The following is a 24,434-nucleotide window of genomic DNA, read 5'->3' as shown; positions in this document are numbered from 1 at the left end:
TTCTCCCCCAACTTTTTCATATTTTTTATATGAACTTTTTTTACTTATGTTTATAATTGTTCCATTCATAATTTTATATAAAATGAATGGAAAGTTGCATTTATATAAATAATATAACTTTATTATGATAAATTCAACTGTATTTTAAAAAAAATTAAAATTAGCTGAAATAGAGACTAAATCTACTAATTTTTAATTACTTAAAATTGCATTTTAAATTTTATCAATATTCCTTATTATTACATAAAAATAAGTGCTTTTAACTTTTTAAAAGACACTTATTTTTTAACTTTTATTATTTTATTAAATCTACTATTTCTTTTGTATCTCTTGCTATCATGAGTTCTTCATTAGTAGGGATTACTAGCACCTTAACTTTTGAGTCATTAGCACTAATATCTACAACTTTTCCTGATACTTTATTCTTTTCCTTATCTATCTTAACTCCTAGAAAATCCAAACCATCACAGGAAGCTTGTCTTGAATCTCCTGAATTTTCTCCTATGCCAGCTGTAAATATAATACAATCCACCCCGCCTAAGGCACCTGCATAAGCGCAGATTAAGGTTCTTATTCTATAATGAAATACATCTAAAGCAAGCTGTGCCTTTTCATTATTTTCAGAAGCCGCCCAAATATCTCTAAAATCACTGCTTACCCCGGAAATACCTAGCACCCCAGATTTCTTATTTATTATGTTTGTAACCTCACTTGGAGATAAATTTAATTCCTCAATCAAATAAGTTATTATGGCTGGATCCATGTCCCCGGTTCTAGTTCCCATAGCAAGACCTGCTAGTGGTGTAAAGCCCATACTTGTATCTATGGATTTTCCATCTTTTATAGCAGTTATGCTGGCTCCGTTACCTAAATGGCAGGAAATTATTTTTAAACCCTTTATATCCTTATTAAGCATTTTTGCTGCCTGCATAGAAACATATTTATGAGAAGTACCATGGAACCCATATTTTCTAATTTTATTTTTTTCATAAAATTCATAAGGCAAGGGATATATAAATGCATGCTTTGGCATAGTCTGATGAAAGGCAGTATCAAAAACTGCAACCATAGGTATGTTTGGCATAAGGGCTTTACAGGCGTTTATTCCAATAATGTTTGGAGGATTGTGAAGAGGTGCTAATTTAGAACATTCCTCCAAGGCCTTCATTACATTACCATCAATTAATACAGAACTATTATATTGTTCTCCCCCATGTACAACCCTATGTCCTACCGCTGATATTTCATCAACGTTTCTAATTACTCCATTTGTTTGGTCAACTAAAGTATTAAGTACTAGGCCGATTGCATCCTTATGATCCTTTAGATCTAGATTAACTATATATTTTTCCCTACCAATAACCTTTTGTGTTAAAACAGATCCTTTATTTCCTATTCTCTCAACTAATCCTTGAGCTATACAAGCTTCATTCTCCATATTAATTAATTGATATTTTAATGAAGAACTACCACAGTTAATAACTAATATTTTCATAAAGTTTTCTCCTTCCATGCTTTATTAGTTTTAAATTTTCTTGCAATTTTAAAAATTCTTGCAAGAATTATTGCTATTGTGTATCACACATCTAAATTGTATAACATATATATTAGCTTGTACACTATTTATTTAACTTTTTTACTGGAAACTTATTACTTTAAAATTACTTCTCTATATAAGAAATAAAAATTATACTTAATGAACTTTAGAAGAATTATTATCACATATTTCTTATAAATCTGCTAAAAATAATATTGTAAATAAAATTTTAAAATACAAGGAGATATATTATGAATACAAATAAAAGAAATGATGCCGTTAAACAGAATAAGGCAATTAAAAATACTGGAAATAGTGGAACTTTAGAAGGACTTAAAGCTGCTGAATATAAGAAAAGCAAATCAAAAACTACTAATAGCTAACAATAAATTTGATTTATCACCCTCCAAAAATATATAATATACTTAATTTCTAAGAATATTCTTGGGGAGGTTTAGCCTTGGATTTAAAAGAAAAAATTAGAATTCTTCCTTCTTCACCAGGTGTATATCTTATGAAGGATTCTCTTGATAGTATTATTTATGTTGGCAAATCTAAAAATTTAAAAAGCAGAGTTGGCTCCTATTTTCAGAGCTCAAAATATCATACTCCAAAGGTTATAAAGCTAGTGAAAAATATAAAAGGCTTTGATTATATCTTAACAGATACAGAATTCGAAGCCTTTGTTTTAGAATGCAAATTAATTAAGGAAATCAAGCCTCGTTATAATAGAATGATGAAAACTCCATTATCTTATATCTATGTAAAAATTAAAGGAGATTTTTCGAAAATTGAGACCACTTTGGAAGTTTCAAAGAATGATGGTAACTTTTATTTTGGGCCCTTTATAAATAAAAATGTTGTTGAAAGAGCGCTTCAAGGTATTAAAGAGAGTTTAAAAATTCAGTGCAGCAATGATCACCAAAGTAATTCCCCCTGCTTAAATTATTCCCTTGGTCTTTGTCTTGGTATGTGCTTTGATATTAATACTAAAGCAAAATATAAAGCTAGAATTGAGGACATATTCAAGCTTCTAATTGGAACTGATAGAAAAGTTCTCAATTTAATGGAGTCTATTATGAAGGATGCAGCAGAAAAATTGAATTTTGATACAGCAATTAAATACAGAGATTCCATAAGTTCTGTAAAATCTCTTATGGCAAAAGAGAAAGTTATCACATTTTCTCAAGAGAATGATAAAATTGTTTTAATTGAGTATTTAAATAAAGATACTTTTAAATTTTTTTTAATTAATGGATCAAAAATAATATATTCTAGATTATTTGAAAATTCAATAACTCATATTAAAGAAATAAAAACAACATTAATAGAACTAACACTTCATTATTTTAGTTTAAAAACTTTAAAAAGCTCCATTGAAATAGGGAGAAATGATATCGACGAAGCTCAAATAATATATTCTTATTTAAATACTAATAAAAACAACTGTAGATTTGCTGCTATTCCGGAGGATTGGATTGAAAATAAATTAGAAACCTCAATAAATGAGGCAATTGATTTACTTCTTAAATATTAATTCTATAAAAAGGTATTTGTCTCCATTAAACTTATAGTTTCAACAAGCATTTAATATTTTTAATAGCTGAAATTTAGTACTCATAATAGGTATTATTCTTTTTTACAGGCATTTTGTTTATTACTACCCCCAATATTTTGCCTCCAACCTTCTGGATATTTTCTTTTGCACTAAGTACCGCAGCTTTTTCTGACTTTCCATAGGAAGTAACAAGTATAGTCCCTTGAGCAATAGCTGATAAGATTTGTGTATCGGTTATATATAAAACAGGGGGTGAATCTAAAAGTACAATGTCGTAAGTATTAATGAGCTCATTTAAAAGCTCTCTCATATTATTGCTTCCAAGAAGCTCTGATGGATTAGGAGGAATAGGTCCACTAGTTAGTATAAATAGATTAGGATAATTAGCAGCTGTAATAGTCTCATGTTTATTCCTATCTTGAACTAATATATTAGTAAGGCCTATTAAATTAGGTAATGAAAACTTTTTATGAATTGTTGGCTTTCTTAGGTCACAATCAACTATAATTACTTTTTTACCGGCGTTTGCCATTGTAACCGCCAAATTTGCTGTAACAATACTTTTCCCCTCTCCAGGCATACTAGAGGTTATAACAATGCTTTTTATTTTATTACCTAAAGAAGAAAATTGTATATTGGTTCTAAGTGTTCTAAATTGCTCAGCTGCCATAGTTTTAAGCCTCTTTGTTTTACTTGCCCTCTTTTTCATACAATCACACCCATCTCTTTTAAATTAACTTTTGAAATTGTTCCTAAGACTGGGAGACCAAGCAGCATTTGAACATCTTCTTCTGTTTTAATGGTATTATCTAAATAATCATCCATAATTGCAAGTCCAATGGATAACATGTTCCCAACAAAAAAAGCCATTATAATATTAGTAATTGGTTTGGGGCTATCAGGCTCAATGGGCAGTTGTGCTTCGTCTATAATTTCAACTATATCTATTTCATTAACTTTAATACTAATGGATTTTAATGATTTTGCGAATTGATTAGCTATATTCATTGCTTGTTTTGGATCTTTTGATAATACAGCAATTGTTAAAAATTGAGTTTCATTGTCAGGTGTAACTGTAACACTTTCTAATAGATCAGATGTGCTCATGGATTTTAAATCTAGGTTTTTTATTACATCCTCTGCAACTACCCTTGATTTAATAAGTTTACTATAGGTTTTCACCATTTTTTGGTACATTAATACGTCATCATAGTTTTGTTTATTTATTTCATTTGAATTATTAGAATTACCAATAATAACTGAAATATCAGCCTTATATATAGGTGTTATAACAAAATAACTTAAATATCCAACTGCTAAAGTTATAACTAAAGTAATAAAGCATATAAATAGAAACCTCTTTTTTAAGATACTAATAAATTTCTTAAAATCCATTTTACTCCTCCAAAGAATTTAAAAATAACTTCTCATAGCTGTCAACCACAGCTTTCCAAGAATACTGTTCTTTAATCCTACTCTTAGCTAGATTTCCTAAACTATTAATTTTCTCATAATTGTATTTATCTACTTTATTAATCAGATTTGCTAGATCATCCCTTTCCTTTGAAAAATATAATCCAGCATCTTCTCCTACTTCTTTATTAAAGGCGACATCAAGCAAAATATTTATATTTGTATTTGCTAAAGCCTCAAGTAGTGAAGGGTTTGTTCCACCTACCTCATGGCCATGTAAATAGGCATATGCATTTTCTCTAATATCTGTTAATAACTTTTCATCATAGACAGTACCAACAAACTTTATTCTCCTATCTTCATCAAATCTAGTTCTTTTCATCAAATCTTCATAAAATTTATTTTTTTCTACATTAGTTATAATAATTAACTTCCTTCTTGTATTTGTCTTCATAAATTCACTAATAATTAATTCGTAATTATTCTCTGGAACGAATCTTCCAACGATTAAGTAATATTCGTTAGCTTTTAAGTAATTTTCTTTTAACCATAAAAGAAATTTCTCCAGATTTGAACTTAAACTTGAATACTTGATTTCTGCACCATAAGGTATATATTTTGTTTTAGGCTTAAATTTTTCATATTTTTTATTTATATATTTCTCTATTTCCTTGGAATCACAAATTATAAGATCTGCATACTTTATAGACAATCTTTCTGACCATTTCCAATATGCTTTAATAACTTTATTCCACTTACTTCTTTTCCATTCATGTCCATCAGGATTCACAAATATTTTTATACCCATTTTTGTTATTACCTTACAGTATATAGCTAAAAAAAAGCCTATTCTGCAAGCTAATATGTATACAATACTATTCTTTAGTTTATTTTTCCTTATATATTTTATGCATTCTCTTAATGCTGTAATATCATAAATTATTGCTTTTATACTGCCAATATTTTTAACTTTTACATTAAAACATCTTGCATTATTAAACTCAAATTCATTATTATCTGTCCCTAAGCATGAGACATTATATTTTATATTTTCACTTTTTTTCTTTGCAGTCAGGTTATGAACAAAGGTTTCAAAGCCTCCGTATCTTGCAGGTATTCCTTTGGATCCAATAATAAAGACCTCCATTTCTAGCACCTTCCTCCTAACACTTTGTCATATAATTTAAACATATTTTCTGAGTGGCTTTTCAAGGAAAAATCAAATTTAGCTGCTATAATATTTCTATTAATTTTTTCTAAAATATTTCTATCTTCAATTATCTTTGCAATATTCTCTGCTAATTCCTCTATATGAGAACCTATGATTATTCCAGTAACATTATTAATAAGTATATCTTTAAAGCCAACATTTTCTGTAACCATAACAGGAACTCCAAATGAAAATGCTTCTAAGCCAATATATCCAAAGGTTTCATTCCATACACTTGGTATAATTAAAATATCTGTATTATTAAAAATATCCTCTAGCTCCTGGTAGTTATAAGGTCCCTTAAAAAAATAATTGGGATCAGCCCCATCTTTCTTCTGTGAATATACAGTAAGTTCCCAATTGCAAATGTTTTGTCCTTTTAATTCCTCTAAAGCTTGTGTCAATAAACTAAAGCCTTTATATGCTTCATTAGGGCCTAAATAAGTAATTCTTAACTTGCTAGAATTGTTATTATAAACTTTTACTTTTCTGTTATCCTTAATTTCATTATGAGTTATATTAATTATTTCTCCTGTGCAGCTTATGTATTTTTCATATTCCTCTTTTGAAACAGAACTATTATAGTGAAAATAATCAATTAAGTTTAAAATATCTAAATAATACTTTCTAAGCTCTGAATATTCGTTTAATGGAGGATTAGACTTTAAAGTATTCCAGCCTTCTTTTTTACTTAATTTACTTTTCAAATAATGCTTAATCTTATTAAAAAATTTGTAACTTGTTAAGCTTTTATATATTCTTGACTGCATTAAGAAAATCATCTTAAGACTATAGGAAGCTTCGTTGCATTTAATGCAATTTTCCCCTTTTTTATAATCAGTACATATGCGATTATTAAAGTCAAATAAGTTAACTTTTGGGCAAATGCCAAAATAATCATGGGTAGTGAAAATCATCTTTATATTTAATTCCCTACAAGCTATAAAAAACTCTTTGTGTAGTCCCATTAATGTGTGAAGGTGAATTATATCTGGAGCTAATTCCCTAAGAAAGGATATATATACTTCTTTCGATGCTTTTATGCAAAAGCTAGTTGGTTGTCCAATTCCACTTAATAAAGGAACAGGTAATGGATTTATAAGTTCGTATACCTTTATACCCAATTGCTGCTTCTTTAGAGATATTTTTATTTGCTTATTTAATAATTTAATGTGTCCAGGATATAACAAGTATATATCTTTTCCTTCATATACTTGTTCCTTCATTAAATCAAAGGCATACTTTGTAAGTCCACCAGTTCTATAAGGCGGAAGGCCTAATGAATAATGTAGTATTCTCATAACTTCCTCTGCTACTCCTTATTCAGAGTCACTTCTTCAATGAAATTAATAATCTTCTTACTTTGAATTTCTCTTGAAAACTGAAATCTATTTTCAAAGTTATAATGAGTTTTCAATAACTTTTGCAGCTTTTCTTCTATTTTATCTACGTTATGCTCAGCACACTCTCCAAACTTACCATCTATTAGCTCAATTAAGTTTTTATCCTTAGTCACTGCAATTATTGGCTTTGAAGCTCCTATATACTCAAAAGTCTTTCCAGGTATAGCATATTCACTTCCTATTTTATGAGTTAAAATTACAGATATGTCACATTCAATAAGATATTTAATAGCCTCTTCATGTGACATAGTACCAAGTATATTAACTTTTACTTTAGAACTTTTAAGAGCATCACTTAATTCTTCAACATCCTTAATAGCCTCACTATCAAGAAATCCAACTACATTAAATACTACATTTATATTACTAATCTTATTTAATTTTATAAGTGCAGAAATAAAATCCTTAATATTTCTCCCTTTATAAATGGAGCCTACATGAGCAAATGTAATTACCTTCTTATTAGTTATAGATTCATATTTACAATCCTTAAAGTCTTCAGCATTGTATCCATTTGTAATAACTCTTATTTTTTTATGTTTATCAAATTTTTTATAGTATTCTTCAATGCCATTAGAAAGGGCTATAATTCCATCAGCTCTATTTATTAAAATCCTTTCGGCTTTTTTTAATGTATAGCTGGGATTACCACTGCCAATCTTATTATTTAAAATATCTCTTACCTCAACAATTGCTGGTATTTTTATATGTTTTCTTTTTATATAGTCTAAGATATATAGGCCATGAATATCTGGAACTGTAATAAATATTGCTACTATTGAGTTTAATAGAAGAAAATCCTCAAGTTCTTTTAGTATGCCAATATTTTTCTTTCTAAAACAATAATAACTATTAGAATAATTTCTCCAAATAGTTAAAATAAGCCTATTTCTTAATAGTGTCTCTATTAAATTTCTTTTTTTATTCCTTTGTTCTATTCTTTGAGTAAATTTACTTTTTGAAATATTATATTTAAAGTTAACATTTGAATAAATACTTTTTTTATTACCCTTGTCCTGGTCATTAATAACAATTGTAAAAAATTTTTTTGATATATACTGCATTAAATCACAATATCTAACTGAAGCCACAACGGGCTGATTTTCCATGAAGTCACTAATTATCAAAAGTTTTTTCATGCTCACCTCTGGCGGCAAATATAATACCGCATAAAATAAAGTAATATATAAAAATATCAATTGCATAGTACTGATTTGGATTAAAATTTGAAACTATAAAGTTGCCTGTAAATAGTGATAAAACAAACCATAGTTCTACTCTTGGACTGCTTTTTATAGCCATAATCATAAGCCTAATATTGAAAATTAAATATGCAAATCCACCTAAAAAACCACATTCCACGAAAGTATTTAATATTTGAGAATGTATTTCTGTGTCTTTTATTGAGAAAATATCGAGTATAAAATATGTATACTGTCCAGCACCTACACCCAAAAATGGATATTGTAAAAACAACTTATAAACTCTTAAAAATTGTTCTATCCTAACTGATTCTGTATTTCCCCTTTCAGCAAATAAAATGTTATATATATTATTAAAGTAAATATTGTAAATAATTATAGAAGAGATAAAGAAAGCACAAATAAATAATACCTTATGTCCCATATCTTTTTTGTTATTGTTCATTATAAAATATATTAAGAATTCTATAATTATAGCCACATATGCAATTCTAGTTAATGTCATAATAGTAAAGATTAAAACTGCAAAAATATAAATTAAATTTAGTAGATTTCTTTTATTATTAAACTTATATAATACAACTGGAAAAAGTATTGCTCCTAAATTTCCTGCTCCATTACTTGCTCCTACAAATCCAACAATCCTCTTTACAATACTTATTCCTTCAGTATAATAAATATCTCCTGCTAAGCTTCCATAAATAAGCATCTTTCCTGTTTTATACTGTAATAATCCAAGTATAAAATTTATGAAAGCTATAATTGCTATACTTTTAATAATAAAATCCTTATTAAAACGACCTTGAAATTTATAAAATATAATAATAATAAGTAAAATGATAAGGTTTGTTGAGAAACTATAAGCAAATAAGTTTAAATCGTAGATTCTTATAAAAATCATTTGTAGCAAATAAATAATATTAATAATATTTAAAAAAAGTATAATGCTTTTTATATTTATTACTCTTTTATCCCTCTTGATTAATAAATTTAGTATTAAAAGTATTAATAATAAAATATTAATATACACAAACTTATCATTCCAAAGATTAATTTTAATGTTAACATTTATGATAATGAATACTAATAGTAATGATAAAATAAGTTTTCTATATGTATTCTTTTCATCTTTACTTACAAAAAGGGATAATAAACTAGTAAAAAACAATATATATAATATAATTAATTGTTTCATTTTTATCTATTACCTCTAATTATTAAATATTTACCCCTCATTATTTCCACATTAAAACATCCATCATTTTTTTTTACAATAATTCCATTGGGTGATTTAATGAAGCTCACATCATTAGGTAGTTTTATGGATAATAGCCCATTAACTTTTTTTAGTATGTCTATTTTAAAACTATCCTGATCTAAAATAATAATATTAATATTTTGCCGAGTATGTACATATTCCGCTAGTTCACTACCTGTACAATACCAAACTCTTTTGCTTTTTAAATACTGAAATATATAGTTCAAGCTTTCCTTATCATCAAAGATATTAGGACTTTGTCTTCTTCCATCATCTCTTGATGGTGCCATATGTTCTTGAATACTTATAACAAGTTTATTTTTTAGTAAGAAATCTATCTGACGAAGTTTAAGTCTTACTAAAAGATTCCTTAATAATTTTTTTAGTACTTTATACTTAATGGGGTGTAATACTCCATTTAATAAGGAACCGTCTATTGTACTAGGAATATCGTAAACATTATTTTTTCCAAAAGTTTTAATATCAAAATTAGTTAGTGGGTTCTCATTTGCCTTCCCCCTGTTCCAATATCTACACCACCATAAAAAGCCTGTATTATCTATACTTTCATCTGAAAATTCATTGACTTGATAGCCACAGTATTTACCACCCTTGGGATACTCTCCAAATACCTCCTTATAGATTTCCCTACCATAATTAATTTTGTTAACTGCCTCTTCTAAAGAATTAAATAGTTCCCATTCTTGAATAAAATCTAAATTAGTTTTACCAACTCTACCATGAGTTGTCCCATGATAAGCTATCTCAAACCTAGAAGAATCATTAATACTTCTAAAAAACTCCTTACTATCCTCATCACAATTTAACATCTTAGAAATAGATTTTATTTTGGGATTTTCAATCATTCCAACCCTTATTCCTACTGGAGTAAAAAAAGTAATTTTCACCTCATGCTTATCCTTTAAAATTACACTATTTAAAAATCTAAAAGAAGAATTTTTAATATTCTTTGCATATCCCCAATCCTCTTCTAAATCAACTTGTCCATTTCCATTTGTATCAACCCATACATTAGCTAAATCATCTACCATAAAAAGTACTGGAGAATCTGCATTATCATACCATTTGCAAATTTTGATTTCCATAATTACTTAGCTCCTATTGGTTTTCTACTTATAAGACTTTTAATAACTATTTTTATCAAGGCTTTTAAAAAACTAAGTCTGTACCTAATAGATGGAATTATATCTTTACTGTCCCAATACATAGAAAGGTACTCTGGCTTTCTAATATACTTGTAAATATCTTTAAAGCCTATTTTTCCTGCTTGTAATAACTCAAGAATTCCCATTTCATAAAAAATATAATACTTATTTTGTAGATTTATCTTAGCCCTATCATTATTGAAATTGCCGTTTATTAATTGAATAGGAATACATTCAATTGGATATGTTACTTTGCTGCACAATCTGCACCACTGAACAGGCCTACAATTAATCTCAAGCAGTTTAAAGCACTCATCTTCCGTATCATAAATAAATTCTAATTCAGCAAAGCCTTCATAATCTATTTTGCATAATATACTTTCAGCATATTTTTTTAATTCTATATTTTCAATAGAATGCCCAATAATGGTTGTACCCCAGCTGCTCATTTCGTCTTTATCAATTACACAATACGCATCGAAGGCGTTATTTTTAAAATATCCATATACTGCAACATTTTTATTTCCTTTAATTAGGCTTTGAATAATAACCTTGTCATGAATAATTTCTAGCTTATTCTCTAATCTTTTGTAATCTTCTAGGTTATATATTTTTAATATTTTACTACCAAAATTCTCATGGAACTCCTTATCAAACATGTACTTAGGTTTAATTATTAATGGCATTGCTTCACTATTTATTTGATCTTTCAAATCATCTTTAATGCTTATTTTATAGGTTTTAGGTATTATAATGTTTAAGTCTTCCATTTTAGCATAAAAAGCCTCTTTGTTTATAAGCAGTTCAATAACCCTACCTTCCTTAAAGGGGAAGTAATAGAACTTAGAAAGAGTTTCATAATTTTCAGCTAATGCTAAATTAGCAAAATCACTGGCAGCTATTATCATATACTTTAAAGGATTTCTTTCTCCTATTTTAATAAGCTCATGAATAAACAATTCTATACTTTCATTCCAATTTGGAACTTTAATTATATCCTTTATATATTTAGATAATCTGTTTAGCCCTTTACTTTTAAATGTTACTAATGTTATTCTTATTCCTTTTTCTCCTATATTTCTTATTAAACTTAATTCAGTTGCACTTTCAGTATCTAAGGTTAAAACCTCAATATTGTTTTTCATAAATATTCTCCTCATAAAAGCTTAAAGATTTATAATTTAACTTTTTTTAATTTTTACCAAATAATTTGTTAGCTCATTTAAAGAAATTAAATTAAAGTGCACTGAGCAAATTATGTAACTTGTTAATAGTACTGCTCCTATAATTATTTCAAACAATATAAATATATTTAAAATGCTAATTACATAATAAATTGAATATAATACAAAAGTCATAAAATATATTTTATATACTTTTTTGCCTTCAAATTTTATATAGTATAGCGGCAACGAAAATCTAACATATATACAATTCATAACTAAATATGATATTGTTGTTGATACCGCTGCTCCATACATTCCAAGTTTAGGAATTAATATAAGATTCAAAATTAAATTTATTGCACCTGCTGAAAGCATTATAAATCCATCATAATAAGTTTTGTTTTTTATTTGTATGCCCATGCTGTAAAAGGAAGCTTTTCCATAAAAAAAATAGGCCATAACAATTAGTGGAACAACTTTATAGGCAATTATAGAATCCTTAGAACTAAGCAACATTATCATAGTTTTGCTATAGATACAAATTGCAAGTGCTATGAAACAGCCAATGAAATGATACTTAAAATAGAAACTATTAAATTTGTCTTGTGAATCCTTATCCTTCCAAATTGAAAATTTATATGGTGTAAATATCTGCTTAAAAGGAGAAACAAATAGTGGTTCTATAAGCATCCCAAACTTGTAACCTACTGAATATATCCCTGTTGCAGTAATATCTCTAAAGCCTTTAAGAAAATATCTATCGGATAATGTTAATATAGTAGCTGCTATACAGGATGGAATTAAGCCCACTGAAAACTTAAGCATATTCCTTAACATATCTTTATCCACTTCAAATTTAAATTTTGAATCCTTAACCTTCATTAAATATATAAACATTATCAAATTACTCAGGATATAACCTTCATAAATTCCAATAATTCCGCGTTTTTTATATACAACTAAAGCAAAGGTAAAAACTAGATTAAGTAAGAGATTCACTAAGTTTAAGGTAACATTAATCCTAGCTTTAAAATTTAATCCATAATCACACATTAACAATATAACTAATTGGCTAATTATACTTCTTGCAACTACTAATAATAAAATGTAATATGAATTATTAAAATTGAAAATAAAGCTAGAAACATATTTGCCCAAGGTTAGTGATAAGATTATATTTAACATACTAATTAATAACGCAAAGCTTAAAGCAGTATTTTTTAAGCTTAATCTCTGTTCTTCATTATAATCCCTATAGAATCTTATATAGCCAGAGTAAATTCCTAATATTGTAAAGGAAGCTATAAAATCAAGCACAGCATCTACTAATGAAAGTTGTCCAAAACCAATCATCCCTAATTGTTTTATATAGATGGGTAATAAAACAAATGAAATTCCCTTTGATACCACTTGCCCTATTGCATATAGTATACCTAACCTCGCAAACCTATTATCATCTACCATATACTTTAACTCCAATCATTTTGGAAGTTGAAAATTTAAATACTCTAGCTTTTATACCTTAAAATTCTTTTATATATTTCAAATAATTTTTGAGTGCTATCCTGGATTTTAATGTTTCTAATTTTCTCTTTATAATTATCATAATTATTTATGATATCAATTGTTTTTTTATATAAATCTTTTATGTCCCTAGATGTAAATATTATGGTTCCCTCTGGTCGTTCACATACATCACTTGCAATTGCTGGAACATTATAATAAATAGCTTCCGCCAAAGATACTCCATAACCATCATCACAGGTTGGTCTGATAAAAATTTGTGACTTCTCAATTATCGGCCATAGTTCCATATTTTCATGTACAAACAAAAAATCCTGTTGTATTCCATTTTCATTTATTCTGCAAATTAATTCTTTATAATAAAAATCATTATTAATATAAGGTAAGCAAAATATCATTCCAATTTTAAAGCCCTTATTTTTCAATGCTGCAGCTAAGTCTATACACATATCTATTCCATATAAGTCAATACTATTATTAAATTGAATAGATGAAGCATTTGCAGAAATTATAAAATTTTTCTGTTTTATAAAATTCTGTATGTATTGAGGCAACTCAATATCTGTAGATTGTGTAGGAACTATGAAGGCAGGCAAATCATATATTGGTTTCTTTACCCCTTCATTCTTAAGCTTTTTTGAATCACCTGCTTTTACGCAAATTATACAATCAAAGGTATTTAAAGTCATAATGAAAACTCTCTTACTTTTCTTAATAATATCTGCATTATCACCATGAAGAGTTATTATTTTTTTCTTTTTACTTAAAAGTATTTTGTTAAAAATAGAAATATAAATTTTAGGCATAATACCACATAAATTATAGTGAATTATTTCAATATCCTTTTTTAATATAAGCATTATAGGAATATACCTTAGTCTTATTTGACGTACTCCATTTTCATACTTTTTTATTCCACTTATATCCCATACCTCATTATTTATACCTTGTAAGTCTAAATAATGTTTCATTCTTTTTATGTATACTGAAATTCCTCCGATAGGTTTGGGGTAAGGCCCTACCTGAACTATCAATTAAAATTTTTCCTCCTTTTATTAATCAACTTCTATATTTTGTACTAAAAATTTAAATTTACCTCTTTTAGTTCTTTCGATAAAATCAACCATATTTATATCTAAATCAATACTATGAAAAAATATACTAAAATCATTATTAATAATTTTTAAATCTTCAATAGTAATTTTTTCATTTGATTCTATATTCAGTATCACTTTTCCAGGTTCATTTTGTACAAATTGATAAGCTGAAATTTTATCTTTAACATTCCATAAGGCATCATCAGAACATATAAATGAAATTAAACTTCCAGTTTTGTCAACAATATAATCTTGATTTCTTCCTTTAAATTCTTTAATTATTTTATAACTTCTTCCACATTTGCATTTTTCTTTTGAAATTACTACTAAATCTCCGGTTTTATATCTAATAAATGGCATTACATAATTATTAAACCCTGTAGCTACTATTTCTCCTACCTCATCTTTCTCGCTTACATCTATTTCATTTTCATTAATTATTTCAGTATATCCATATTCGCTTTGTATATGAAGATTTTTACTTTGCTCACATTCACCTGCAATACATGCATGTTCTGAATGACCATAAAAATTATAAACCCTTACACCAAATGCCTGCTCTATATCAAATCTCTGATTTTGATATAAGTTTTCTGAGGAGCATAATATACACTTTAGCTTATTAAAATTAATATTGACGTTGTTTTTCAAAATATATTTAGATAATAAATGAATTGAAGATGGATATGCTTGTATAAAATCAGGATTAAAAGAATCAATTAAATCTATATAGTACCTAAGGTTTTTCTCAGACATTTGAAATGAAGATAGAATTAGGTCTCTGCCTAAATATTCATAAAATCCCTTTTTAGGTATGATACCTCTTAAAATTACACATTTATTAATTCTATTTACACTATATCCAACCCTACACCACAAATTAGTAATAAAAGCCCATTCTCTTGCTTTATCAGCCTTTGGTTCAACATAGAATCCCATTGGAATTCCCATAGTCCCACCTGATGTAACATATTTTAAATTTCTTCTGTCATAATTTTTATCTATTAAATCATTAATATTATTACGAACTAAATCTTTTGTTAAATAGGGCAAATTTTTGAAATCCTTAAAATTATTTATGTCTTGAGGTTTTATTCCTATTTCATTAAATCTTTTTGTATAGTAAGGAACATTATTATATGCATGTTCTAAAAGCTTCCTAATTTGAATTATCTGGTATTGTTCATGTTGTTCCTGATTCCAAAATTGTGAATCTTTAAGAAAACTATATTGTTCTCTATATTTAGTTCCATATTTTATACAATCAGGAATACTGCTATATATATATCTAGCTGGTTTCTCTATAAATCCAGGAGAGCCTTTTATTAATTGCTTCAGCATTATTACACCATCCTTCCATGGCTAATCTAATATCAAAGCTTTACTTTAATATCTCCATTAGTACAACTAATTTAAGTTTATAAAAACTTCAAGCTTCTTAGTATCTTTTAAATCACCGTAACTCCTTGCTAAGTAGCTATCCTTTATTATTATATCGTTTGAAAAGTTCCATTTTATTTTCTTCTTGTTTTTAATAAGAACTATTGAATCTGTAGATTTAACAACTTCAACACCTTCACTTAAAGTGAAATTAGCTATTATATTTAAGTCTTTATTTAATACATTTTTGTTTTCACTAATAAGTTTATCTGTTATTTCTATATGATCATCCATTAATAAAATAGTTCTTTCATGTATAATTCCGCATTTATCCCTAAAGCCATAATGCTTTCCAACAAATTTATTACCGTCAAATTCCATGCATTTAGCATTAGTCTGTTCCTTCATATAAAATAAATTTTGCTCTTCATAATAATTCTGTTCGCAGCCTTCTATACTTATGGTGTTATGCATCTTGGTACATCTAAATAGATTTCTCATTTTATAATCAGCTGTGTAAACAAATGTCCCAGGGTCAATAATAAAATCCTCCCCATCTACATTTAATTCAAAGCTTAGTTGATCATTATGACTGTGAACCCCTAACCCTCTGAAAGAAAGCTCTCCACACCTAATTAAGCAGTGAATTTTTTCATTTCGCAGTACATAATATCCTCCATTTTTATAGGCTTTAGAATTTAGTTTTATAGGGGGATTAATGCTTTCTAAAGCAATCTCTGGACCTATAATCCATAATGCATCTTCTTTGTATTCCCTTCCATAAAATTTAAAGTCCTCCCTATTAAAGAATTCTCCTGCTATATAGAGAATATGTCTAAAATCCCTTTTTACCCAAGTATGATAATCTGAGAGTATAATAAATCTTCCATCATCGGCGTCTCCAATTAATGGAGCTAATCCATTTGGTTTAGTTATATCCATTAAAAATTCACACATTTTCTCTAATTTACTCATATATTTATCTGAAAACTTTATATCATTTTTATTGCAGATTATGGTTGTCAATAAGAACATCTCAGTTACCAATCTATGATAAGCAGTAGAAGCTTCATAGTCAGTCCCGTCTTCATTTACTTGAGTCAACATTTCCTTTTCTATTTCTTTAATACCATAATCTAACCATAACTTAGGTGCATTTTTCCCCCTAGGATCTTCAAAATCTTTAAAATATAGGCCTAACCATATGAGGCCAACTATATTAGAAAGATAATGATTACCTGTAACCAATCCCTTATTTTCTAAATTCTTAAATATAAATTCACCATGAAGATATAAGCTTTTATTAAATTTATTCCAAAATTTCTTTCCTATATTACTTTCTTTAAAGAAGAAATAGCCTGCTATCCAATTTACAGCTCTTATAGCTGCCTCCATGGTGCATGTCCAATTTACTGACCTTTTAATAGGATTTTTATCTATCCAATCCTTAATTTCCTTTGTAAATTCCAATGAATATTTTTTATTGCTTGTTAGTAAGTATGCTTTTCCTATAGTAAAAAAATGCTGAAAGCGTGAAAGTTCCCATGGAATCTTCACATCATAATTATTATTTAAATCAACAATCTTTATATTCTTGTAATATTTATTTTCCCATTTAAAACCTGTCTTAAAGTCCCTGCACCATTCAATGCATTCACCTAAATATTTATCCCCTGAAGCTAATAAATTAAATACGTGGCAGCAAATCATTTCTCCGTCCTTTTTTATTTCATCTACTTTTTTAAGCTTTTCTAATACATTCAGATAATTATTTTTCTCTGATAAATTAAAGAAAAAATTAGTTTTTGTTTTAAAGTCCATAAAGTAATCACATTTAATATCTTCTGTGATGAACTTCTCAAAGGTTCCTAAAAGTGAGAAATATACTCTCTTAATTAAATTTTTTATTAATTTCTTAATATTACTCACTTCAAATTCTCCAATAATTAATCCCATGTTTTTTTGCTTCCTTCATATTTAATACTCCCTTACAATCAACATAAACTGCTTTTTCAGCCATTACCTTTTTTAAATACTCAAAAGGATAGTATTTTATTTCCACTTGTTTTGTTAGTATAATGAGGGCATCTGCATTACATAAAGCTTCCTCTTGACTTTTAACTTTGAAATCATGTTCTGTAGTAACTATAGGGTCATAAGCTCTTACCTCAGCGCCTAAGTTTATTAGCTGCTTACATATTTCTATAGGAGGACTTAATCTATCATCATTTGAATAGTCCTTCATTGCCAACCCTAAAACTGCAATTTTACTTCCTTCCAATCTTTTTCCTTCAATATTTAATAATTCTTTTACCTTGCTAACTATAAAGAGAGGCATATTTGAATTTGTATCTCTTGCAAGCTTCACCATTTCAAGCTCAACTTCGTATTCCCTAGCCTTAGGAAGAAGATAGTAATAGGCATTTGGTATGCAATAGCCCCCAACTCCTGCTCCTGGAACTAAAAGATTAACTCTTTTATGTGTGTTTGCCAGCTTAATTACTTCGAAAATGTCTACTCCCATTGCTTCAGAGAATCTTGCAAACTCCTGGGACATAGCTAAATTAACATCTCTTTGAACATTTTCAAATACCTTGGAAGTCTCCACGGCTTTTATGCAGCTAGCCCTTACTATTTCTGTTTTACATACTATAGCTAATACCTTTGCTGCCCTATTTAAACTCTCTTCATCTACGGCGCCTACTAAGGTTGGCATATTTTCAAATTCCTCGAAGGCAAGCCCTTCTGCGATTCTTTCTGAGGCATAAGCAAGATAAAAGTCCTTTCCTGCTTTCATATTAGATTCTTCTTCTATAATAGGCAGTATTAGCTCCTCTGTGGTTCCTGGTATTACGGTACTTCTAATTATTATTAAACTATTCTTATTTATATTTTTACCGATGATCCTACAGGCACTTTCCAGATAATCCATTTTATGAATTCCTTCTTCTATTGGAATGCCTACAGTTACAATAATGACATTACTATTTTGGATAGCCATGTCAGCATTAGTTGTAGCTATATACCTGTTAGCTTCTAACTGTAACTTTAGTACTTTTTCTATGGGCATTTCATGAAATTTTTCAGTATGGGAAGTTATACCTGCATTTATTTTTGAAATTAAGGGTTCCTCAACATCTACACCAATTGTTCTACAGCCTCGTAGTGCAAAACTTAAGGCAAGTGGAAGTCCAACAAACCCTTGTCCAATAACACATATCCTCTCATCTCTAGCTTTCTTGTTACTGCTTTCAATCAATGAATTCATAAAATGGAAGTCTACTATATTTGTATTTTCCATTATTTTTCCTCCTACCTTGCGTGTTTGTCACCTAAAAACTTCTTGAAAGTTTTAAAAATAAGTAAGATATCAACAAAAGTATTTCTTTCATCAACATATTTACAGTCAAGTTCCATCCAATCAATAAATCCAATTTCATTTCTTCCTCTAACCTGCCAGTAACAAGTAAGGCCAGGTTTAACTTCTAATCTTTTTAACATCCATTTTTCAAATTTACTTACCTCACTTGGCAAACTAGGCCTTGGTCCAACTAAACTCATTTCTCCTTTTAATACATTTATAAGCTGTGGTAGTTCATCTATACTAGTACATCTGATTAATTTTCCTATTTTAGTTATCCTGGGATCCTCTTTAATTTTAAACATAGGTCCGCTCATTTCATTTCTATCTATAAGTAAATGTTTTTCTTCTTCAGCATTCAATTTCATTGAACGGAACTTATACATTTTAAAAGTTTTATGTGCTCTGCCAACCCTTTCTTGTGAAAAAATAGCTGGACCTTTAGAATCTATTTTTATTGCAAGCATTGTTATTAACATGAGTGGAGCAAATATTATCATTCCAATTACAGAACCGCATAAATCAATAATCCTCTTTAAAATATGATAGTATAACGATTTATCATTAATTCTTAGATTATCGTTAGGTGCTATGGCTTCGTAATCATTTATGATTTTAATTTCTATCACCCCTCACATATTATGTAATATAATATGAATAAAATGGCATCCATATGACTTATTCTTATTTGCAAGTCATATGGATGCCATTTCACTTAATCTAATATAGAAGCTTCCCAATAATTGATAAATTTACGAAGCTTATTTGCAATATCACGATTTATTTCACCATTCTCAAATAGAAGCTGAACTTCCTTTCTTTGAACTTCTATAGCTTTAAATTGAATTTTTCTTTTGATTTCATTAAACTGGTCAAGATTATTTGGCAAATCTCCTCTATGGAGCCGTGAGATTAGTTCATTATAGTGTGAAATTAACTCTAAGGAAGCTGCTTTATTTTCTTCACTTATTTTATCTCTAATAGCTAAAATAACACCTTTATATACGGTTATTTGAGCAAGTTCTACTTCTTTAATTAATAAAAGGTTTGATTTTTTTCTTAAGGATAATAATTTTGAAATGAGCTTCTTAGCAGTTGATATAGCAAATTTGAATCTGTGTTTAAACCCGTCTTTTAGAATAGTTTCTGCATGACTATAAATCTCCACAAGTTCAAAATATACCTGCCTTGAAATTTGACCTGCTTCAAATAAATGTTCTATTTCCTTTTTTTCTGCTTCAAGGGCTTCTGTAAAAACATCTTTTTTTATTTCACTTAATTCCATGGTTAATTTAAACTTGTCTGTGTTTCTATATCCATTTCTAATTTGTTTATTAAAACTAGAAATAACATACATAGTAGCTTTTCTATTTTCATCATTCATTTCGTCCCTTAGTACCTTAACAGTGGCTTCAATTACTTTTATAAGTGCTAAGTGTTCTAACCTATCCACATTTTCTCTATTTACATGCTTTTCTTTTTTAGAAAGTAAAGGAAGTAACACGCTTGCTTCAATTAAGGTAAAAAGTATAACTCCTGCTGATATAAAAATGATTAAATCACGCTGTGGAAATGCATTACCGCCTTGAATAACATAGGGGATTGAGAAGGCTGCAGCCAATGTTACAGATCCTCTAACACCAGAAATGGAGGTTAAAATAGAAAACTTGAGCCTTGTTCTACTGAACATTTCCTTTCTTCTAAAGGCAAATTTACCTTCATAGAAAATATATACCCAAATGAATCTTATAATTATTAGAATAACTGAAATTGCTAATATATAACCAAAAACCTGAAGGTTATCATATTTCTCGTCGTAAAAAATCACTTTAATTACTGCAGGAATTTGCAGTCCTAGTATTAAGAAAACGAGCCCATTTAATATAAATATGATTACTGACCAGGTGCTTACTGAAACAACCTGAAGCTTTGACATAAACGATTCAGTTCTTTCATGCTCATATGCATGAACAATTCCGCCTGCAACCACTGCTAAAATTCCCGAAACTCCTAATTCTTCAGCAGCTAAATAAAGAAAAAAAGGAGTTATTATTTGAATCAACATTTGAACTGTAACGTCTTCCATACCTAATCTTCTTATGAACCTTCTAAGCTTTATTACTAATAAGGATAAAATTACTCCAGCTAATACACCACCTATTGCTATTATGAAAAAGCTAAAGGTTGCTTGAGTTAAAGAAAAAATTCCGCTTACTGTAGCAGCAACTGCAAATTTAAAGGCTACTAAACCTGATGCATCATTAGTTAGTGCTTCCCCTTCTAAGAGATGCATTATATTTCCCGGTAAATTAATTCTTTTTGATAAAGATTGAACAGCAACGGCATCTGTTGGTGAAAGAATGGCAGCTAGTGCAAAAGAAGCTGATAAAGAGATAGAAGGTATCATTAAATGAATAACATAACCTAAAACGAATACGGTTACAAAAACTAACCCAAGTGACATGAGCAGTATAGGAATTCTCTGATTCCAAAGCTCATTTCTTGAAACTCTCTTTCCATCATTAAATAGAAGTGGGGCAATAAAAAGAACCAAAAAGAGTTCTGGATTTAAAGGCATATGAATGCCTAAAGGTAAAACAGCCAAAAGCATTCCTAATGCAATTTGTATTAACGGAATAGGTATCATTGGTATAAACCTATTTAAAACATTAGAAATCCCAATACAAATTAAAAGAATTAATACTATGATAAATATCTCCAATAATCTATTACCTCACCTTCTTCACAAGTATATATAAATATTATATCATATTTATAGCTCTCATTAAGTTAACAATTTATAAATAATGGCAGCCACATGAGTTATTAGTTATTTATAAATAATTAATAACTCATGTGGCTGCCTGTCTTATTATTTATATTACTTACCTAGATTAGCAAGCTCAACCGCAATTTTAGAACCAACTCTTGCATTGTTATAAACTAACTGTATATTTGACTCAAGACTGTCTCCACCTGTAATTTCTTTAACCTTTGCAAGTAAGAAAGGTGTAGTTTCTTTTCCTTTTATACCTTTTTCCTTAGCATCTCTTAATGCACTTTCAATGGCATTATTTATAGTATCATAATCCATTTGATTCTTTTCAGGTATTGGATTTGCAATAATCATTCCACCGTTTAAGCCTAAGTCCCACTTTGTTTTTATAGCCGCAGCCACTTCCTCAGGAGTATCAACTCTGTAATCTACGTTAAATCCGCTTTTTCTAGTATAGAAGGCTGGCATTTCCTCTGTGCCAAAACCCACAACAGGCACTCCATTAGTTTCAAGGTATTCTAAAGTGAGTCCTATATCTAATATGGATTTTGCTCCTGCACATACAACAGCTACATTTGTATTAGCAAGCTCCTGTAAATCTGCAGAGATATCGAAGGTTTCCTGTGCTCCTCTATGAACTCCGCCTATTCCACCAGTTACAAATACCTTAACTCCTGCTAGAGCAGCAATTATCATAGTTGATGCTACTGTAGTTGCTCCATCTGCACCTTTTGCAATTATAAAAGGTATATCTCTTCTACTTGTCTTAATGACCTCTTTACCTTTACCTAAATATTCTATTTCTTCCCTTGTAAGACCTACCTTTAGTCTGCCCTTTAAGATAGCTATTGTAGCTGGTATAGATCCGTTTTCTCTAACTATTCTCTCAGTTTCCAATGCAGTTTCAACATTTTTAGGATATGGCATACCGTGTGATATTATAGTAGACTCTAGAGCAACTACTGGCTTTCCTTCCTTTAGTGCTTTTTCAACCTCTGGATTAATGTCTAAATATTTTTCTAACATAATTTTCCTCCTCATATTCCTTATGCTGCACAAGTATTATTATTCTTATGCTTCTTATATTTTTATTAATATTTAATGACAATTAATTATTAAATACTTCTTGGATTATATTAAATTAAATTCTTTCATTTTAGTTTTAACATTATTAACAGACATGTTAGGATTAATTGTGTTTTCATGGGATAATGCAACAATAGAAGCACTCATTGCAAATCTAGTACTTAAATCAATATCAAATTGGTTAAAGTGGCTGTATGCCAGAGCTGCTATAAAAGCATCCCCTGCACCTGTTGCATTAACTACTTCTATTTTAGGAGACTTTACAAGTTTGCTAATTACTCCATCATCATAAAATACGCCTTGTTCTCCTAGACTAATAAATACTTGTTTTACTCCTTTATTTAAGAAATAAAACGAGGTTCTTTTAAAATCCTCATCAGAATTAATTGAGATGCCCGAAAGCATTTCAGCTTCAATTTTGTTAGGCTTTATAGTATGAAAATAACCAATTAAATCTTTAACCTTCATAGCCTTAGTGGTAGATACTGTATCTAAAAAGAAATTTGTTTTCTTATTCGTAGTTAAGGCGTATTCTATTACATCCTTTGGTATGTTTGTATCTATAACACAAAGCCTTGAATTATCAATAATATAATTTTTATTCTTAATAAAATCAATGCTTAGATCATCAAAAATATCCATATGTGCTATTCCTACAGACATATCTCCTGATTCATCTAAAACTGCCAAATAAGTTGAGGTCTGTTGGCCTTTAAGTACAAGGGAATCCTGCATATCAAGACCTATAATTCTAGCTTCATCCATAATTTTATTGCCATAAACATCATCGCCAACTGCACTTATAAGCTTTGTATGAAGTCCGAATTTCACTAAATTTTCTGCAATATTCCTCCCTACTCCCCCTGTGGAAATCCTTACTTTACCAGGGTTTGAGTCTCTTGCAATAAGCTTTTTATCAGGAAATCCAACTATATCCATGTTGGTTCCACCAATAACAGTAACATAGGCTTCATCCCTTAAAATATAACCTTTCCCAAGTATGCAGCCTTTTTTTATGAGGTTAGTAATATGAACTGCTGCTGAGGACCTTGCTATTCCTAAAATATCTGCTAATTCATTTTGTGATATCATAGGATTCTTTCTAAGCAAATCTAAAATTTCTTCTTCTCTATTTGTCACAAATTCACCTCCCAACATGTGCTTATTAACTAAACACTTGTTTATAAATAAATAATAACACTAATATTCTACTTTAGCAATACTTTATAAATATTAGTGTTATTTTTGTAATATTATTAAGAAATATTTTTATACAACTTTTAGCTAGCCATAATAA

Annotated in this window: 20 protein-coding genes; 2 read left to right on the top strand and 18 right to left on the bottom strand. The window is 28.7% G+C overall.

The genetic code is table 11. The annotated features are described in order from the left end of the window. Positions 1–295: 295 nt before the first annotated feature. On the bottom strand, positions 296–1,495 hold the full coding sequence (locus ACJDUG_RS04090) for an acetate kinase (RefSeq protein ID WP_406768608.1): 1,200 nt from the start codon (positions 1,493–1,495) through the stop codon (positions 296–298). Between the two features lie 293 nt (positions 1,496–1,788). Between ACJDUG_RS04090 and ACJDUG_RS04085 the strand changes: the two genes are divergently transcribed. Continuing rightward, the gene (locus tag ACJDUG_RS04085; RefSeq protein WP_406768607.1) at positions 1,789–1,920 is read left to right on the top strand and encodes a hypothetical protein; all 132 of its coding nucleotides are present in this window, start codon (positions 1,789–1,791) and stop codon (positions 1,918–1,920) included. Positions 1,921–1,997: 77 nt separating this feature from the next. Continuing rightward, complete coding sequence (locus tag ACJDUG_RS04080; protein ID WP_406768606.1) at positions 1,998–3,074, top strand: GIY-YIG nuclease family protein; 1,077 nt, start codon at positions 1,998–2,000, stop codon at positions 3,072–3,074. Positions 3,075–3,147: 73 nt separating this feature from the next. On the opposite strand, the gene ACJDUG_RS04075 is transcribed toward ACJDUG_RS04080, so the two are convergent. The 17 genes from ACJDUG_RS04075 to ACJDUG_RS03995 form a co-directional block, all read right to left on the bottom strand. Then, the gene (locus ACJDUG_RS04075; RefSeq protein WP_406768605.1) at positions 3,148–3,804 is read right to left on the bottom strand and encodes a CpsD/CapB family tyrosine-protein kinase; all 657 of its coding nucleotides are present in this window, start codon (positions 3,802–3,804) and stop codon (positions 3,148–3,150) included. Continuing rightward, complete coding sequence (locus tag ACJDUG_RS04070; protein WP_406768604.1) at positions 3,801–4,490, bottom strand: YveK family protein; 690 nt, start codon at positions 4,488–4,490, stop codon at positions 3,801–3,803. Before ACJDUG_RS04070 ends, ACJDUG_RS04075 begins: the two co-directional genes overlap by 4 nt. Position 4,491: 1 nt before the next feature. Further along, positions 4,492–5,655, bottom strand: coding sequence for a beta 1-4 rhamnosyltransferase Cps2T (gene cps2T, locus ACJDUG_RS04065; RefSeq protein ID WP_406768603.1), 1,164 nt, complete (start codon positions 5,653–5,655; stop codon positions 4,492–4,494). A gap of 2 nt (positions 5,656–5,657) precedes the next feature. Then, positions 5,658–7,019, bottom strand: a complete 1,362-nt coding sequence (locus ACJDUG_RS04060; protein ID WP_406768602.1) for a glycosyltransferase — start codon at positions 7,017–7,019, stop codon at positions 5,658–5,660. Between the two features lie 11 nt (positions 7,020–7,030). Beyond that, positions 7,031–8,260 (bottom strand): glycosyltransferase, encoded by a 1,230-nt coding sequence (locus tag ACJDUG_RS04055; RefSeq protein ID WP_406768601.1) that lies wholly within the window; start codon positions 8,258–8,260, stop codon positions 7,031–7,033. Continuing rightward, positions 8,238–9,224, bottom strand: coding sequence for an O-antigen ligase family protein (locus ACJDUG_RS04050; RefSeq protein WP_406768600.1), 987 nt, complete (start codon positions 9,222–9,224; stop codon positions 8,238–8,240). Before ACJDUG_RS04050 ends, ACJDUG_RS04055 begins: the two co-directional genes overlap by 23 nt. 296 nt (positions 9,225–9,520) lie before the next feature. Then, positions 9,521–10,687: a polysaccharide deacetylase family protein gene (locus ACJDUG_RS04045; RefSeq protein ID WP_406768599.1), complete on the bottom strand. Its 1,167-nt coding sequence runs from the start codon at positions 10,685–10,687 to the stop codon at positions 9,521–9,523. A gap of 2 nt (positions 10,688–10,689) precedes the next feature. Beyond that, complete coding sequence (locus tag ACJDUG_RS04040) at positions 10,690–11,892, bottom strand: hypothetical protein (protein WP_406768598.1); 1,203 nt, start codon at positions 11,890–11,892, stop codon at positions 10,690–10,692. A 36-nt stretch (positions 11,893–11,928) separates the two neighbouring features. Then, complete coding sequence (locus tag ACJDUG_RS04035) at positions 11,929–13,377, bottom strand: lipopolysaccharide biosynthesis protein (protein WP_406768597.1); 1,449 nt, start codon at positions 13,375–13,377, stop codon at positions 11,929–11,931. Between the two features lie 44 nt (positions 13,378–13,421). Beyond that, positions 13,422–14,471 (bottom strand): glycosyltransferase, encoded by a 1,050-nt coding sequence (locus ACJDUG_RS04030; RefSeq protein WP_406768596.1) that lies wholly within the window; start codon positions 14,469–14,471, stop codon positions 13,422–13,424. Between the two features lie 21 nt (positions 14,472–14,492). After that, entirely contained in the window at positions 14,493–15,875 is a 1,383-nt protein-coding gene (locus tag ACJDUG_RS04025; RefSeq protein ID WP_406768595.1) for a phenylacetate--CoA ligase family protein, read from the bottom strand. 66 nt (positions 15,876–15,941) lie between these two features. After that, positions 15,942–17,843, bottom strand: coding sequence for an alginate lyase family protein (locus ACJDUG_RS04020; RefSeq protein ID WP_406768594.1), 1,902 nt, complete (start codon positions 17,841–17,843; stop codon positions 15,942–15,944). A 1-nt stretch (position 17,844) separates the two neighbouring features. Then, positions 17,845–19,215 (bottom strand): nucleotide sugar dehydrogenase, encoded by a 1,371-nt coding sequence (locus ACJDUG_RS04015; protein ID WP_406768593.1) that lies wholly within the window; start codon positions 19,213–19,215, stop codon positions 17,845–17,847. A gap of 11 nt (positions 19,216–19,226) precedes the next feature. Next, positions 19,227–19,868 carry a sugar transferase gene (locus tag ACJDUG_RS04010; RefSeq protein WP_406768690.1) on the bottom strand — a complete coding sequence of 214 codons (642 nt, stop codon included), beginning with the start codon at positions 19,866–19,868 and terminating at the stop codon, positions 19,227–19,229. Positions 19,869–19,990: 122 nt separating this feature from the next. Further along, complete coding sequence (locus ACJDUG_RS04005) at positions 19,991–21,997, bottom strand: Na+/H+ antiporter (protein ID WP_406768592.1); 2,007 nt, start codon at positions 21,995–21,997, stop codon at positions 19,991–19,993. Positions 21,998–22,156: 159 nt separating this feature from the next. Next, complete coding sequence (locus ACJDUG_RS04000; protein WP_406768591.1) at positions 22,157–23,077, bottom strand: pseudouridine-5'-phosphate glycosidase; 921 nt, start codon at positions 23,075–23,077, stop codon at positions 22,157–22,159. Between the two features lie 105 nt (positions 23,078–23,182). After that, positions 23,183–24,277, bottom strand: a complete 1,095-nt coding sequence (locus ACJDUG_RS03995; RefSeq protein ID WP_406768590.1) for a PfkB family carbohydrate kinase — start codon at positions 24,275–24,277, stop codon at positions 23,183–23,185. Between the last annotated feature and the right edge of the window lie 157 nt (positions 24,278–24,434).

This window comes from Candidatus Clostridium stratigraminis, assembly GCF_045310675.1.
Classification (GTDB): domain Bacteria; phylum Bacillota; class Clostridia; order Clostridiales; family Clostridiaceae; genus Clostridium_AT; species Clostridium_AT stratigraminis.
This window is presented reverse-complemented; position numbering and strand designations above follow the sequence as displayed.

Bases quoted from the DNA above. Each gene is read 5' to 3' on its own strand.
- ACJDUG_RS04035 (WP_406768597.1), bottom strand. From the start codon at position 13,377: ATGGTAGATGATAATAGGTTTGCGAGGTTAGGTATACTATATGCAATA.
- ACJDUG_RS04015 (WP_406768593.1), bottom strand. From the start codon at position 19,215: ATGGAAAATACAAATATAGTAGACTTCCATTTTATGAATTCATTGATT.
- ACJDUG_RS04075 (WP_406768605.1), bottom strand. From the start codon at position 3,804: ATGAAAAAGAGGGCAAGTAAAACAAAGAGGCTTAAAACTATGGCAGCT.
- ACJDUG_RS04090 (WP_406768608.1), bottom strand. From the start codon at position 1,495: ATGAAAATATTAGTTATTAACTGTGGTAGTTCTTCATTAAAATATCAA.
- ACJDUG_RS04070 (WP_406768604.1), bottom strand. From the start codon at position 4,490: ATGGATTTTAAGAAATTTATTAGTATCTTAAAAAAGAGGTTTCTATTT.
- ACJDUG_RS04000 (WP_406768591.1), bottom strand. From the start codon at position 23,077: ATGTTAGAAAAATATTTAGACATTAATCCAGAGGTTGAAAAAGCACTA.
- ACJDUG_RS04060 (WP_406768602.1), bottom strand. From the start codon at position 7,019: ATGAGAATACTACATTATTCATTAGGCCTTCCGCCTTATAGAACTGGT.
- ACJDUG_RS04025 (WP_406768595.1), bottom strand. From the start codon at position 15,875: ATGCTGAAGCAATTAATAAAAGGCTCTCCTGGATTTATAGAGAAACCA.
- ACJDUG_RS04045 (WP_406768599.1), bottom strand. From the start codon at position 10,687: ATGGAAATCAAAATTTGCAAATGGTATGATAATGCAGATTCTCCAGTA.
- cps2T (WP_406768603.1), bottom strand. From the start codon at position 5,655: ATGGAGGTCTTTATTATTGGATCCAAAGGAATACCTGCAAGATACGGA.
- ACJDUG_RS04050 (WP_406768600.1), bottom strand. From the start codon at position 9,224: ATGATTTTTATAAGAATCTACGATTTAAACTTATTTGCTTATAGTTTC.
- ACJDUG_RS04040 (WP_406768598.1), bottom strand. From the start codon at position 11,892: ATGAAAAACAATATTGAGGTTTTAACCTTAGATACTGAAAGTGCAACT.
- ACJDUG_RS04055 (WP_406768601.1), bottom strand. From the start codon at position 8,260: ATGAAAAAACTTTTGATAATTAGTGACTTCATGGAAAATCAGCCCGTT.
- ACJDUG_RS04085 (WP_406768607.1), top strand. From the start codon at position 1,789: ATGAATACAAATAAAAGAAATGATGCCGTTAAACAGAATAAGGCAATT.